Here is a 14,953-nt window from a genome sequence, read left to right on the forward strand (position 1 = left end):
CCGCACGTAAACCCCCCACAGCGGGGCGACGCGCCAACCGCGTCGCGCAGTCGGCCGCTCAGCCCTGGGCCGGCGGCCAGTGCCGGATCACGAGCTCGGTGTCTGCCGGTGCCAGCGTGACCAGAGCAGCGACGTAGCCGCTCAGCGGCGGCCGGAGCTCATGGGCGGTTGCGTCCGTCTGGACCGGGACCGGCGAGGTGACCGCACGCTCCATCTCCGGTGCGGCCGTCCCCGCCTTCAGCAGTGCCTCCCGGCGCACCCAGTCCCGTCCCGCCCGGGGGTCGGTGAGATCGGAGAGCCGCTGCACGTCGACGCCGACCGGCCCGTGGGGGCTCAGCGCGACCACGGCCAGCACGCCGGAGTGCGAGACGGACACCCAGGGCGCCGGCATGCCGGGACTCAGGATCCGCGGGGCGCCGTGGGGGCCGCCGCACTCGTTGCAGGTGCGATCCACCACGACCTCGGCCGGCGCCAACCCGAGGTGGGAGGCGACCGCGACGCGCAGCAATGCCGCTCCGAGCAGGGAACGGCCCCGGTCCGCAGGACGGTCGAGTGACTCGATCCGCGCCCGTTCGGTGGCGTCGAGGATGCCCAGGAGATCGCGGTCGGCTGCGGCGAGCGAGGACCACCAGACCTCGACAGCCATGGGCTGACCTCCCGTTTTCTGTGTAGAACCTATGTTAGGTTAGCGTTACCTTCCGTGACCGTCCTCGCCCCTGCCCCGCGCCGTGGCCTCCTGCTGCCCGTCGACTCGGCATGGGATGGGCGGCCGGCGCTGCTGACCGCGTCGGGCACCGTCTCGCACGAGGAGCTGCGCGCCGCCGTCGAGGACCTCGCGGGCCGGCTCCCGGACGCCGCCCAGGGCCGGCGGCTCGTCCATCTGCCGCTGCGCCCCGACCTCGCCGGCGTGACGGCGTACCTCGCGACCCTCCAGGCCGGTCACGTCGCGCTGGTGACCCCCGACGACGCCCGCACCGCCACCATCCTGGACCGGTACCGGCCGGATGTCACAGCGACGGGCGACCCCGAGCAGCCGTTCGAGACGATGTCCTCGGTCCCGCGCCATCTCCTCCATCCCGACCTCGCGCTGCTCCTGAGCACCTCCGGCAGCACCGGCTCGCCGAAGCTCGTGCGGCTGTCCCACGAGAACGTCCAGAGCAACGCCGCTGCGATCGCCGAAGCACTCCGCATCACCGAGCTCGACCGGGCGATCACGAGCCTTCCCCTCCACTACTGCTTCGGGCTGTCCGTGCTCCACTCACACCTGGTCGCCGGCGGCTCGGTGGTGCTGCACGACGGCTCGGTGATGGACGAGGCACTGTGGAGCGCGGTCGACGACCTGGGAGTCAGCACGCTCGCGGTCGTGCCGCACATGGTCGAGCTCATGGAGTCCACCGGCGCGCTCGAGCGGGCGCACCCCTCCCTGCGCCTCCTCGCACAGGCGGGAGGGCGCATGCACCCCGACCGCGTGCTGCGTACGGCGGCGCTGGGCCGCGACCAGGGGTGGGAGCTCGCGGTGATGTACGGCCAGACCGAGGCGACGGCCCGCATCTGCGTGCTCGACCCGGCACTCGTCGCCGATCATCCCGACGCCGTGGGACGCCCCGTGGCCGGGACCTCCCTGTACCTGGACACCACCGTGCCAGAGGCGACGGACGGCACCGGTGAGGTCGTCGTGCGAGGTCCCGGCGTCATGATGGGCTACGCCGAGCACTGCGACGATCTCGCGCTCGGGCCCATGCTGTCCGAGCTTCGCACCGGCGACCTCGGCAGCGTCGGGCCGGACGGCCTGCTGCGGCTGGGCGGGCGCCGATCCGGCTTCGTCAAGGTCATGGGCCTGCGGATCGACGTGGCCGCCGTCGAGAGCGTCCTCGAGTCCGCCGGGTTCGTCGCGTGCGTGGGCGGCGACGAGTCCGGGCTGACCGTGACGGTCGAGCCCGAGGCCGGCACGACGTCCGTCGAGACCGCTGCTCGCGCTCGGCGCCTGGCCGGAGAGGCCTCGGGTCTCGGTCCGTCGGCGGTCGCGGCCGCCGTCGTCGTCGACCTGCCCCGCCTGGCCAACGGCAAGGTCGACCGTCTCGCGTGCGCCGCTCTCGCGCGTGGCGGGACCGCCGGGCCGGACGACGGGACCGCCGACACGGGCACGACCCTCGCGGTCAGCGTGGCCGGAGCGGTGGCAGACGTGCTCGGGCTCGACGCCGTCGACCTCGACCTCAGCTTCGTCCAGCACGGAGGTGACTCGCTCAGCCACGTCCAGGCCTCCGTCCGGCTCGAGGCCCTCGTCGGCCCGCTGCCCAGGGGCTGGCACCACCGCTCCCTCGGCGAGCTGGTAGAGCTGGCGCGCTCCCGCCCCGCCGCACCGGCGGGCGGTACGGCCGGCCACGCCCGCGGGGGGGCGGCGTGGTCGGGGTGGCGCACCGTGGAGACGTCCGTCCTGATTCGCGCGATCGCCGTCGTGATCATCTGCGGCTCCCACATCGACCTGTTCCGGATTCTCGGCGGGGCGCACACGCTGCTCGCGGTGGCCGGCTTCAATGCCGCGCGCTTCGGCCTGTCGATGCCCACGACAGGCGGCCGGTGGCGGGCGAGCGCCCGCACGCTCATCGGCGTCGCGGTCCCCACGATCGCTGTGGCCCTGTTCGGCATGGTCACTCATGACCGCTACGGGTGGGCCAACGTCGCGCTCGCCAACTGGGTGTTCGGTGACGTCACGTACGGGTTCCGCAACGAGCTGTGGTTCATCGACGCGCTGGTCGCGAGCACGCTCACGCTCGTCGCCGTCCTGTCGGTCCCTGCGGTCGGACGAGCGTGGCTGCGTGACCCCTGGCGCGTCGCCGCGGCCGTCGCGGTCGTCGCGCTCGTACCGCGCTTCGTCATCCTGCACCTCGGCGAGGGTGTGCTGCGCGGGATCATGCCGACCACGTTCTGGCTCTTCGCGATCGGCGCCGCCGTGGCGTACGCCGACACCCGCCGGCGCCGCCTGCTCACCCTCGCCATCGCCGTCGTGGGCGGGATCACGTTCTTCCCCGACGACCCGCAACGCACCGCGACGGTGCTCGCGGGCATCGCGGCGCTGACGCTCCTGCCGGAGGTGCGCCTCCCTGCCCGAGCCGTACCCCTGATCAGCCTTCTCGCGTCGGCATCTCTCTACGTCTACCTCGTCCAGTTCCAGATCCTCGGTCTCGTTCCCACCGCCCTCGGCGCGACCCTGGTCGCGATCGCCGCAGGCTGCCTGCTCTGGCGCGTGGCCGACCGCCCCGTCCGGCGGCTGCAGGACCTTGTGCTCCCACCGACCCGATGAATGTCACGATGAAACGGAAGACCCGCGTGCCCCAGAACCGCCGCCCCCTCCTCGCTGCCCTGCTGGCCCTCCCCCTGGGCCTGTCCGCCTGTGCCGGCGGCACGGCCGAGGAAGCTTTCGAGGCGCAGCCCGGTGCGCTGCAGATCTACTCCTCCCAGCACCGCAACGTCACCGAGGCGTGGGCCGAGGCGTTCACCAGGGAGACCGGCATCGAGACCCAGGTTCGCGAGGGTCAGGACTCCTCGATGGGGCACATGATCGTCCAGGAGGGCAAGGCGTCGCCCGCCGACGTCTTCCTCACGGAGAACTCACCGGCCATGACCGTGGTCGAGCGCGCCGGGCTCCTCGCGCCGGTGGACGAGAGCACCACGGCGCAGGTCGGCGACGGGATGGCCCCCTCGTCCGGCCTGTGGACGGCGATCGCCGCCCGCTCGACGGTGCTCGTCTACAACACGGATCAGATCAGCGAGGACGAGCTGCCCGCATCGATCATGGACCTCGCGAACCCGGAGTGGGCCGGCAAGTGGGGCGCGGCACCCGGCGGCGCCGACTTCCAGGCCATCGTGGCCGGCATGCTGGCCGATCAGGGCGAGGACGAGACGCGGGCCTGGCTCGAGGCGCTGGCCGAGAACGCCGAGGTCTACCAGAACAACATCGCCACGATGAAGGCTGTCAACGCGGGCGAGGTCCCGGTCGGGATCATGTACCACTACTACTGGTACCGCGACCAGGCCGGCGACACGGAGGGCAGCGCGAACACGGCGCTGCACTACTTCGGTAACCAGGACCCCGGCGCGTTCGTCAGCCTGTCCGCAGGCGGCGTGCTCGCCTCGTCGGACATGGCCGACGCTGCCCAGCAGTTCCTCGCCTACGTCACCAGCCCGGAGGGTCAGCAGGTCCTGGTCGACAGCGGGTCCATGGAGTACGCCGTCGGCAACGGCGTCGCGTCGGATCCGGCCCTGCCGGCGCTCGACAGCCTGGAGGCTCCTCCGGTCGACCCGTTCACGCTCAACTCGGACGACGTCGTCGCGGTGATGACGGATGCCGGTGTCCTCTAGGACCCGCGGCGTCGCCGCGGTGGCCATCCTGGTCGCCGCGGTCACGGTGCTGCCGCTGCTCGTCGTCCTCCCGGCAGCGGTGTCGGCCGGCCCCGAGCACGCGGCGGAGTACCTGTTCCGGCCACGCATCGGCGAGCTGCTGACGCACACCGGGATGCTCGTCGCCGTGACGGTGCCCGCGACGGTCGTCGTGGGCACCCTGGCGGCCTGGCTCGTGGAGCGCACCGCACTGCCCTGGGCCGGGGTGTGGCGCACCCTGCTCCTGGCCCCCCTCGCCGTGCCGGCGTTCGTCAGCGCCTACGCCTGGGTCACCGTGGCACCCGGGCTCACCGGCTTCGCCGGCGCCGCTCTGATCACCACGCTCGCGTACTTCCCGTTCGTGTTCCTGCCCGTGGCCGCCCTGCTGCGAACGCTCGACCCGGGCGACGAGGAGGTGGCGCGCTCCCTCGGCCACTCGTCCGCCGCGGCCGTCGTCCGTACCGTGCTGCCGCGGCTCAGGCCCGCACTGAGCGGCGGGGCGCTGCTCGTGGCGCTCCACCTCCTGGCCGAGTACGGCGTGCTGGAGATGATGCGCTTCCAGACCTTCACCACCGCGATCATGCAGCAGTACGCGGTGGGGTTCAGTGACACCTCCGGCAGCCTGCTCGCCTCGATGCTGCTGGCGCTGTGCCTGCTCGCGCTCACGCTGGAGCTGGTCGCCCGGGGGCGCCGCCGGGTGGCCCGGGTGGGGTCCGGTGCGCAGCGCCGCGCCATCCCCGTCGCGCTGGGCGGCTGGACCGTGCCGGCGCTGCTGTTCCTGACGGCAGTCGTGTCGCTCTCCCTCGCTGTCCCCGTCACCACCGTGGGTCGCTGGCTGGTGCGTGCCCTCGACGGCACGGGCCGGCTCGACGCCGACCTCGGGCAGGTCGCCCTCAGCACCCTGGGGCTCGCCGTGCTGGGGGCCCTTGCAGCCGTCGCGGCGGCCCTGCCCGGCGCCTGGCTGCTGAACCGGCACCGCTCGGGCGTGACGCTGCTGCTCGAGCGGACCACCTTCCTCGCCAGCGCACTGCCGGGAGTGGTCGTCGGGCTGGCCCTCGTCACCCTCGCAGTGCGCTGGGCCAGGCCGATCTACCAGACGGTGGGGCTGATCGTCCTGGCCTACACCATCCTGTTCCTGCCCCGGGCGATGGTCTCGCTGCGCGCGGGCCTCGCCGCAGCCCCACCGGAGCTCTCCGAGGCAGCCCGCTCCCTCGGGTTGCGCGGACCGGCGACCTTTGTCCGGGTCGTCGTGCCGCTGATCGCCCCATCGGTGCTGACAGGCTTCGTCCTGGTGGCCCTCGCGGTCGGCACCGAGCTGACCGCTACCCTGCTGCTGGCCCCCACCGGGACCGACACCCTCGCCATGGCATTCTGGCGAGAGGCGAGCGAGCTGGACTACGCCGCCGCCGCCCCGTACGCGGCCGTGATGATCGCGATGTCCGTGCCGCTGACGATGCTGCTGCGGCGGCAGATCCTGGAGGAGCGATGAGCGAGGTCAGGCTGTCCGGCGTGACGGCCGGATACGGCGTGGAGGCGGTGCTCGAGGACATCGACCTCACCGTGCCGGAAGGTACGACCACCGCGGTGCTGGGCGGCTCCGGCAGCGGCAAGACCACGCTGCTCCGGGTCGTCGCGGGCTTCCTGCGGCCACGGTCGGGCACGATCGTCGTCGGCGGCCGGACCGTCGCCGGTCCGGGGGTGTCGGTCCCGCCCGAGCGGCGCGGTGTGGGCTACGTCCGGCAGGACGGCGGGCTGTTCCCGCACCTGTCGGTCGCCGGCAACATCACCTTCGGCCTGCCCTGGCCACGGAACCGCCATCACGACCGTGTGCTCGAGCTTCTCGAGCTCGTCGGGCTTCCCGCCGCCATGGCAGAGCGGCGCCCGGACCAGCTCTCCGGCGGCCAGCAGCAACGGGTGGCCCTCGCCAGGGCCCTCGCCCCGCGCCCCGCGCTGATCCTGCTCGACGAGCCGTTCTCCTCGCTGGACACCGCCCTGCGGACCACCACCCGCGAGGCGACCGCCCGGGCGCTGCGCGCGACCGGTTCCACGGCCATCCTGGTCACCCACGACCAGGACGAGGCGCTGTCCTTCGCCGACGAGGTCGCGATCCTCGCGCACGGACGCTTCCGGCAGGTGGATCGCCCCAGGACGGTCTACCGCGAGCCGGTCGACGCCGAAGTTGCTGCGTTTCTCGGTGACGCGGTGATGATGGCGGGCAGCGCGGCCGATGGGCGGGTCGCCTGCCTCCTCGGAAGCCTGCCGTTCCAGGGACCCGTTCTCCAGGGTGACGTGGAGGTGATGATCCGGCCCGAACAGATCACGCTGACCCTGCCGGGGGCCGGCCAGGTGGACGCTGTCGTCCACAGCGTCGCGTACTTCGGGCACGACGCCGCGGTCGAGCTCGACCTCGTCGACGATGCCTCACACCGGGTCCGTGCCCGGGTCCTGGGCATGGACACGCCCGCCCCCGGTGAGCACGTCGGGGTGAGCGTGGCCGGGCCCGTCCGCGCGTTCGGGCGCGAGGTCTTCGCTGCTACACCTTCTCCCTCTGTCGCGCGCCGGCGCGCCCGAACCTGAGCACCGCAGCGCTCCCGAGAGTGACGACGAGCGCGCCGGTGGGCACCGCGAACGGGCCGTGCGGCCCGCCGCCCGCGGCCGTGAGCCACAGCAGGCCGGCGACCGCCGCCACGTACGCGCCGACGACGGGGCCCGTCCGTGCGAGCGCCGCCGCCACCGCCGCGAGGCCGCGAGTGCGCCGTCGGCCGTCGTCGGCCTCGGCCCGCGCTCGGCGGGCCGGTGCACGGGTCTCGACCGGCCCGAGCAGGATCACGAGCACCGCCAGGACGGCCGCGAGCGCCACGAGCCACGGCACGCGCCCGAGCCACCACCCGGCCGTGCCCGGGTCGCTCGGCGGCAGCAGCCCGAGGGCGTCGAGGGCGAGGGCCGCGAGGAGCGCCGCGACCAGGTGCCACAGGTACACGGTGAGGACGACAGTGTTGACGGCGACCACGACGGCCCAGGGCCGGGGTCGGGCCAGCCATCGCTCCGCCGGCCGGGCCACAAGCGCGACGATGCCGAGCTGGGTGGCCGCGAGGGTCAGGAGCGCGAGGGTGGGCGGCGACGGGTTCTGGATCGCGGCTCCCGGCACCGTCACCATGCTCACCGGGTACGGTCCCGGCCCGGTGAGGAGCAGGAGGGTGCCTACGCCGACGACGACGAGCGTGGCCGCCCGCCGGGGCCCGAGCCGCAGGGTGCCGTCGTGCCAGGCGTAGCTCGCCTGCTGGACGGCGAGCCACCCGAGGGCGAAGCTGCCGGCCGCCGCGAGCTCCTGGCCGGTCGCGAGGCGCAGCACGTCGCCGAGCGCGACGCCGGCGACCAGGGCGACCGGCACGGCGAGCCCGTGGCGTTCGTGGAGCCGGTAGGTCAGGGGCGTCAGCGCGGTCACGCCGAGGTAGACGACGAGGAACCACAGCGGCAGGATCACGAGCGCGACGGCCTGCGCGACGACGTCGGGCGCGGCGCCGGCCTGCCGGGCGGCGGCCGCTCCCCCGGCCACGACGAGCAGGAAAGCGGTGAGCGGCGGGAACAGCCGGGCGCTGCGGTCGAGCAGCCAGCGCGTGGCCGTCCCGCCGCGAGCGCGCTGGCGTGTCCAGGAGATGGCGTTGGCGGCGCCGCCGACGAGGAAGAACACGGGCATCACCTGGAAGAGCCAGGTCACCGCGTGCGCCCACGGCAGCTCGGGCAGGACGCTGAAGCCGGTGAGGTGTCCGTCGCTCGGGCGCTCGACGGTCAGGATGAGCCAGTGCCCGAGGACGACGGCACCGATCGCGGCGGCGCGCAGCAGGTCCAGGTCGCGCCGACGGGACGACGGCGTCCGCGCTGCCAGGTCCTGGATCGAGGACACGGCTCCTCCCGAGGCCTTGTCGTCCGTCGCGCGCTACACGGTGGTGTCTTCGCCGGCGAGCACGGCGGCGCGGCCGGCCTCGAGGCGGGCGACCGGGACCCGGAAGGGTGAGCACGAGACGTCGTCGAGGCCCACCTCGTGGAAGAAGTGGATCGACTCCGGGTCTCCCCCGTGCTCGCCGCACACCCCGCAGTGCAGGCCGGGGCGCGCCGACCGGCCGCGCTCGACGCCGATACGCACGAGCGCCCCGACGCCGTCGGCGTCGAGGGTCTCGAACGGCGAGATCGTCAGCACCCCGTTCTCGAGGTACTCCGAGAAGAACGCGCCCTCGACGTCGTCGCGCGAGAACCCCCACGTCGTCTGCGTGAGGTCGTTGGTGCCGAACGAGAAGAAGTCCGCCTGGGTCGCGATGCGCTGCGCGGTGAGCGCGGCGCGCGGCAGCTCGATCATGCAGCCGATCGGGACCTCGAGCGGCACGCCGCTGCTCTCGGCGACCTCCGCGAGCACACCCTCGGCCTCGGCCCGCACGAGCTGCATCTCCCGCACCGAGCCGACGAGCGGCACCATGATCTCCGGGCGCGGGTCGCGCCCGGCCCGGCGCAGCCCGACCGCTGCCTCGGCGATCGCGCGCACCTGCAGCGCGAACAGCCCCGGCACGGTCAGCCCCAGCCGGACCCCGCGCAGCCCGAGCATCGGGTTCTGCTCGTGCATGCGCCGGACGGCCGCGAGCAGGCGCACGTCGTGCTCGTCGGCCTGCCCGCGCTCCTCCTCGAGCGCCACGCGGACCGACAGCTCCGTGAGGTCGGGCAGGAACTCGTGCAGCGGCGGGTCGAGGAGCCGGATCGTCGTGGGCAGGCCGTCCATCGCCTCGAGCAGGTCGGTGAAGTCCGCGCGCTGCAGCGGCAGCAGGTCGGCGAGGGCGGCCTGCCGCTCGTCGTCGCTGCCGGCGAGCACGACCTGCTCGACATAGCGGCGGCGCTCGCCCAGGAACTGGTGCTCGGTGCGGCACAGCCCGATGCCCTCGGCGCCGCGGGCCCGGGCACGGCGGGCGTCGTCGGCGGTGTCGGCGTTGGCGCGCACCCGCAGGCGACGCACGGAGTCGGCGTGGGTGAGGAGGCGGTGCACGGCGTGCACGAGCTCGCGCACCTCGCCGTCGGGCGCGGCTCGCAGGCCGGCGTCGAGCCCGTCGGCGACGTACCGCATGACCGGGGAGTCGACGACGGGCACCTCGCCGCGGAACACCTCGCCCGTCGTCCCGTCGAGCGCGATCACGTCGCCCGGGTGCAGCACGACGCCGTCGACCCGCACCTCGCCGCGCGCCTCGTCGACGTCGAGCGCCTCCGCACCGACGACCGCGCACCTGCCCATGCCGCGCGCGACGACGGCGGCATGGGACGTCTTGCCGCCGCGGGCGGTGAGGATCCCGTCGGCGGCGATCATCCCGGCCAGGTCGTCCGGGTTGGTCTCGCGCCGCACGAGGACGACCTTCGCGCCGGCCCGGGTGCGGGCGAGCGCCTGCATGTTGTCCATCACGATCTCGCCCACGGCCGCCCCGGGGGACGCGCCCAGGCCGCGGGTGAGCAGCGGGGTGTCGGCGGTGCGGTCGAAGCGCGGGAACAGCAGTCGCCCGAGCTGTTCCCCGGTGACGCGCGCGAGCGCCTCGTCGAGGGTGATGAGGTGCTCGTCGACGAGCTGCACGGCGACGCGGAACGCCGCGGCCGCGGTGCGCTTGCCCACCCTGGTCTGCAGCAGCCACAGCCGGCCCCGCTCGATCGTGAACTCGATGTCGCACAGGTCGCGGTAGTGGGTCTCCAGGCGCCGCATCGCCGCGAGGAGCTCGTCGTACGAGCTCGGGTCACGCGTGCGCAGGTCGTCGAGCGAGAGGGTGTTGCGGATGCCCGCCACGACGTCCTCGCCCTGCGCGTTGGGCAGGTAGTCGCCGTACGCTCCGGCGTGCCCCGAGGAGGGGTCGCGCGTGAACGACACGCCGGTGCCCGAGTCGTCGCCGAGGTTGCCGAACACCATCGCCACGACGTTGACCGCGGTGCCGAGGTCGTCCGGGATGCGCTCACGACGCCGGTACAGGCGTGCGCGCCCGGTGTTCCACGAGCCGAAGACCGCCTCGATCGCCAGGTCGAGCTGCTCGCGCGGGTCCTGCGGGAAGTCGCGGCCGCACGTCGCACGCACGATCCGGCGGTAGTCGTCCACGAGCGCGCGCAGGTCGGCGGCCGCGAGGTCGACGTCGGACCCGACGCCGGCCGCGGCCTTGCGCGCCTCGAGCGCCTCGGCGAATGCCCGGGCGTCGACCCCGAGGACCGTGGCGCCGAACATCTGCACCAGGCGCCGGTAGGAGTCCCAGGCGAAGCGCTCGTCGCCCGACATGTCGGCCAGGCCCTGGACGGAGGCGTCGGTGAGGCCCACGTTGAGGACCGTGTCCATCATCCCGGGCATCGAGAACTTGGCGCCCGAGCGCACGGAGACCAGCAGCGGGTCGCGCGGTGCCCCGAGGCGGCGCCCGAGGGCGTCCTCGACCTGCCGCAGCGCCGTGGTGACCTCGACGCGCAGCCCGGGCGGCACGCGCCCGTCGCGCATGTACGCGCGGCACGCCTCCGTGGTGATCGTGAACCCTGGCGGCACGGGCAGACCGATGCGGGTCATCTCGGCCAGGTTGGCCCCCTTGCCACCCAGCAGGTCGCGCTGGTCCTTGCCGCCCTCGTCGAACCTGTACACGTACTTCGGCATCGTCGTCACCGCCTCGGCGGGTGCACGTCGATGAGCACCCCGGTTCTCAACGTTAACCCGCGCCGGGGGGCGCCGTTCCGGCGGATGGTGCCCGCCCCTGCCGTCGGCACAGGCGACGGATCACCTGTGCCGACGGCAGGACCGGTCACTCAGCCCGTACCAGGACCAGCTTCAGCGCGAGCTCCGTGCCGGAGGCTCCACGAAGGACGAGCTCGTGGGTGCCGACGCGGACGCCGCTCAGGGTGAAGCGGGGTGTCACCACGCCGCCCTCGTCAGCGGTCACGTCGCCCAGCGGGACGGGCGACAACGGCTTGCCCGACTTGTCGCGGGGCACCAGCTCGACGTGCACGACCTCACCGGGGGCGAAGCCCCCCGCCGCGAACGTCGTCTCCTGACCGACGACGGCGTACACGGGCCGCGGCGCGACCGTCACCGTCGCCTGGGCGACGAGCCCGGTGCCCCCGACCGAGCCGGACACCGTGAACGTCCCCGCTGCGGCGTAGGCCGGCGGATCGATCGGGTCCCAGCTGACGGGAGCGGTGATCCGGCCGCCGCCGACGAGCGTCACGCCGACCGTCTCCGGCAGGACCGGTGCCGTCTCGGCCACCGTCCCGACGTGCACGGCGTCGGCCGAGTCCGGCTCGTCCCAGAACCGCGTGCCGATCAGGGTGGCGACCGACGTCCCCGCGGCGTTGTTGGCGGTCGCGACCGTTCCGGCATCGAGCAGGGCGTCCGCACTGGTCAGCGGCGCGGTCCCCACCACCGTCCACGGCTTGTCGGCGGCGGCGCGGTAGTACCCGGTCACCGTCGTGTCCGTCGTGCGCTCGAGGCGCAGGTGGACCGGCCACGTCGCGACCGCGACGGCGCTCGACTGGGTGTCGAGGAAGCCGTTGCCGTTCGCGTCCCACTGCAGGTACGCCCCGCCCGGGCTCGCCACGAAGGTGACGTACCCGTCCGAGACTCCCTTGCCCGCGACGGACAGGTCGTTGCGCACGACGAGACCGCTGCGCGGGTCGCCGTTGGGCCCGCGGTCCATCGCGGCGGCGTAGGTCTGGATGGATCCGCCCACGGGCAGCCGGTCGGGCTGGTAGATCACGCTGAGGTTGTCCTTGTTCGTCCAGGCGCCGTCGCCGGCGTCGGAGATGCGGAACGAGGAACCCTCGCCCTGGCAGAAGGACGCCGGGCGGGTGCCCCACGCAGCCGCCGCCCACGGGGCCGTGACGGTGGGGTCGGCGCAGCCCGGGCTGGTGAACTTCACCGTGTACGTGCGGGTGGCGCTCCCGTCGGGCGAGGTGACGGTGACGCGCGCCGAGAGCTGGTCCGCCTCGACGTCGACGGTCGCGCCGTCCTGGACGGGGTCGGCCGTCACGTCCGGGACGGGACCCCACGGCCCGGTCTGGACGCCGTAGCCGAGGGTGTCCGCGGCGAACCCCGCGACGGGCGCACCGTCGACGGCGAGGCTCGCGAGGCGGGCGTCGCTGCCGGGGTGCAGCACCTTGACCCGGTAGATGCGCTCGGCCACCGGGTTGCCGTCCTCCGAGGCCGTCACGACGACGAACGCCCAGGGCCGCTCGGCCGTCGGCTGACTGACCGTGACGGTGGCTCCGGGGGCCGCAGCCGTGCCCGCCACCAACGGCGTCGGGCTCTCGGCGAGGACCGTGTGGTCCCACGCCGCCGGGTGGAAGCCCGCGACCAGCACGCCGTCGACGGACAGGCTCGCGAGCTCCGTACCGGGCGCCGGTGCGAGGCCGAGGATCTCGACCTCGGCCACGGACTGCCACGTCGACGTCGCGGTGGTCAGGCGGACGCGGACGGCGGTCGTGGGCGGGACCGACGACGTGTCGAGCCGCACCACCGGCGCGGGTCCGGCAGCGTCCTGCGCGACGTCGGCCGCCACGCCGGAGTCCTGCCAGGCGCCCGAGGCGTCCTGGTACTGAACCGCGATCCGCGAAGGCCAGGTCGCCGTCGTGCCGTCCTTGTAGAGGTGGACCACGACCTCACGCGGCGCGCGCGGCTCGGGCCACGCGTAGTCGAGGGTGCTCGACAGCGGGTACCTGCCCCCGCCGACCCAGTCGTCCCAGCCCTTGCCGAGGCTGCCGTCGATCGTCGTCGCGGCGAGCGACTGCCGGCTCGACGCCGTCACCGTGGCGGTGGGCGCGAAGTTGTGCACGCCGTGCGCGACCACCTCGACGGTGCGACGGAACGTCCGTCCGGGCGTGAAGTCGTCGTCGCCGGCGAGCGTGCCCGTGAGCGTCTGCTGCCCGGCCGTTCCGAGCGTGGTCGGGCTCCACGTGACCGGCACCTCCGTGGTGACGCCGTTCGCGGTGACCGCGACCGTGCTGGCCAGCACCTGCGAGAGGTCCTCGTTGGTGCGGACCGTGGCCGGGAGGCGATCGTCGGTCACCCGCCAGATGTACGGCCCGGCGCCCTTGTCGTCCCAGTACTCCTCCGTCCAGCCGGACGCCCACCGGGCGTCCTGCGCGGCGGGGTTGCGCATCTCGAGGCGGCCACCCTCGCCGAACGTCATGGGCAGCCAGACGTACGTGGAGTCCGCGGCGCCGCTGTTCCACCGGTCGCCCATGTAGATGAACCTGCCCTCGGCCGGGTCCAGCGGGAGGACGTTCGTGGACTGGGACCCGAAGCTCGTCCGGCGCGTGTCGCCGTAGGACAGGAGGCCGTCCCCGCCCTCGGGGATCGTGTCGTACGCGACGTTCTCGTACGGGTCGTCGGGCAGCACGCCCCGGATCCACGAGCCGACGAGCGAGTCGGCCGTGTAGTACGTCTGCGCGTTGGGCCGCCAGCCGGTCGCGCCGGAGGTGACGGCGTAGTACTTGCCGTCGTGGACGAACAGCGCGGGCGCCTCGAGGAGGCCGCACCGGCGCACGATGCTGTAGTCCTGGCCCGCGACCGGCGCGCCCTGCGTGCCGTCGGCGAAGATCCGCGGGTACTGCCCGTCGGCCGAGTACTGGATGCCCACGGTGTCGGTCGCCGACGTCTTCTCGACGTTCGTGTACTCGGCGTTGAGCTTGGCGATGTAGAGGCTGCGGTTCTCCTCCGACGAGTACGCGACGTACGCGGTGCCGTCGGTGTCCTGGAACACCGTCATGTCGCGCGCGCCGCCCGGCACGGCGCTGTTCTGGTTGCACGCGGTCTTGTACGTGGGCTCGTTGTACAGGCGGTAGGCGCCGTGGAGCTTGAAGGGTCCGGTCGGCGAGTCGGCGACGGCGACGGCGGCCAGCGAGCGCGCGTAGTTGCTGCCGCCGGGCGTGGTGCTCCCGTCGGAGTGCCACCACATGACCCACTTGCCGGTCTGCGCGTTGTGCAGCACCTTGGGCCGCTCGAAGATCGCGTTGAGCTGCGCCTCGCCCGTCGCCGTCGTGCTCTTGACGTTGAGGTAGTAGAACAGGTCGTCGATCGTCGCGGTGCGGGGCGTGCCGTCGTCGGCCACCGTGTCGTAGATCGCGTCGAAGTACTCCGACTCGAGATCCTGACGCGACGTGACCGACCGCATCACGACGCCGCGGTTGGTCCAGTTGTACGTGTCGGTCGACGTGTACAGCGAGACTCCCGGGCTCTCGTAGTAGCCGTTCGACCGGTCCTCGCCGTACCAGTAGTAGACCGTCGTGCCGCCCTCTTCCACGGCGACGGCCTCACCGTCGTCGACGCCGAGCTCCTCGGCGGTCCGCGTGACGACCTGGCCGCCGTGCGCCTGGACGTGGCGCCCGTCGGTGTCGTACCAGAATGGCTGGAAGTAGCTCCCCGACGTGTTGCCCGGGTCGGTGACGGCCGGATACGCAGAGTACGTCACCGGATCGGGCACGGTGGGCACGGCCGCCGTCACCGGTGCCGCGACGCCGGTGACGGCCACCACCGCGGCCGTCACCGCCCCCGCCGTCCGGCGCATGACGCTTCGAGATCTCATCGATCGCT

At 73.4% G+C, this 14,953-nt stretch carries 8 protein-coding genes; 4 read left to right on the forward strand and 4 right to left on the reverse strand.

Annotated features, from left to right (window positions below):
- Window positions 1–58 precede the first annotated feature (58 nt).
- Entirely contained in the window at window positions 59–646 is a 588-nt protein-coding gene (locus L1785_RS10885; RefSeq protein WP_236089287.1) for a 4'-phosphopantetheinyl transferase family protein, read from the reverse strand.
- A gap of 54 nt (window positions 647–700) precedes the next feature.
- Between L1785_RS10885 and L1785_RS10890 the strand changes: the two genes are divergently transcribed.
- The 4 genes from L1785_RS10890 to L1785_RS10905 are packed head-to-tail and all read left to right on the forward strand — an operon-like array spanning window position 701 to window position 6,954.
- Entirely contained in the window at window positions 701–3,301 is a 2,601-nt protein-coding gene (locus tag L1785_RS10890; RefSeq protein WP_236089288.1) for an AMP-binding protein, read from the forward strand.
- 8 nt (window positions 3,302–3,309) lie between these two features.
- Window positions 3,310–4,359, forward strand: a complete 1,050-nt coding sequence (locus tag L1785_RS10895) for an extracellular solute-binding protein (protein WP_236089289.1) — start codon at window positions 3,310–3,312, stop codon at window positions 4,357–4,359.
- Window positions 4,349–5,866, forward strand: coding sequence for an ABC transporter permease (locus L1785_RS10900; RefSeq protein WP_236089290.1), 1,518 nt, complete (start codon window positions 4,349–4,351; stop codon window positions 5,864–5,866). The genes L1785_RS10895 and L1785_RS10900 overlap by 11 nt, the downstream gene beginning before the upstream one ends.
- The gene (locus tag L1785_RS10905) at window positions 5,863–6,954 is read left to right on the forward strand and encodes an ABC transporter ATP-binding protein (RefSeq protein WP_236089291.1); all 1,092 of its coding nucleotides are present in this window, start codon (window positions 5,863–5,865) and stop codon (window positions 6,952–6,954) included. Before L1785_RS10900 ends, L1785_RS10905 begins: the two co-directional genes overlap by 4 nt.
- Here the strand turns inward: L1785_RS10905 and L1785_RS10910 are convergent.
- From L1785_RS10910 to L1785_RS10920, 3 genes are all read right to left on the reverse strand, one after another.
- Window positions 6,911–8,281 (reverse strand): acyltransferase family protein, encoded by a 1,371-nt coding sequence (locus tag L1785_RS10910; RefSeq protein WP_236089292.1) that lies wholly within the window; start codon window positions 8,279–8,281, stop codon window positions 6,911–6,913. The two genes, L1785_RS10905 and L1785_RS10910, sit on opposite strands and share 44 nt — an antisense overlap.
- Before the next feature lie 33 nt (window positions 8,282–8,314).
- Window positions 8,315–11,023 carry a pyruvate, phosphate dikinase gene (gene ppdK, locus L1785_RS10915; RefSeq protein ID WP_236089293.1) on the reverse strand — a complete coding sequence of 903 codons (2,709 nt, stop codon included), beginning with the start codon at window positions 11,021–11,023 and terminating at the stop codon, window positions 8,315–8,317.
- Between the two features lie 145 nt (window positions 11,024–11,168).
- Window positions 11,169–14,945: an Ig-like domain-containing protein gene (locus L1785_RS10920; protein ID WP_236089294.1), complete on the reverse strand. Its 3,777-nt coding sequence runs from the start codon at window positions 14,943–14,945 to the stop codon at window positions 11,169–11,171.
- Window positions 14,946–14,953: the final 8 nt, after the last annotated feature.

Source organism: Antribacter soli (genome assembly GCF_021568775.1).
Lineage (GTDB): Bacteria > Actinomycetota > Actinomycetes > Actinomycetales > Cellulomonadaceae > Antribacter > Antribacter soli.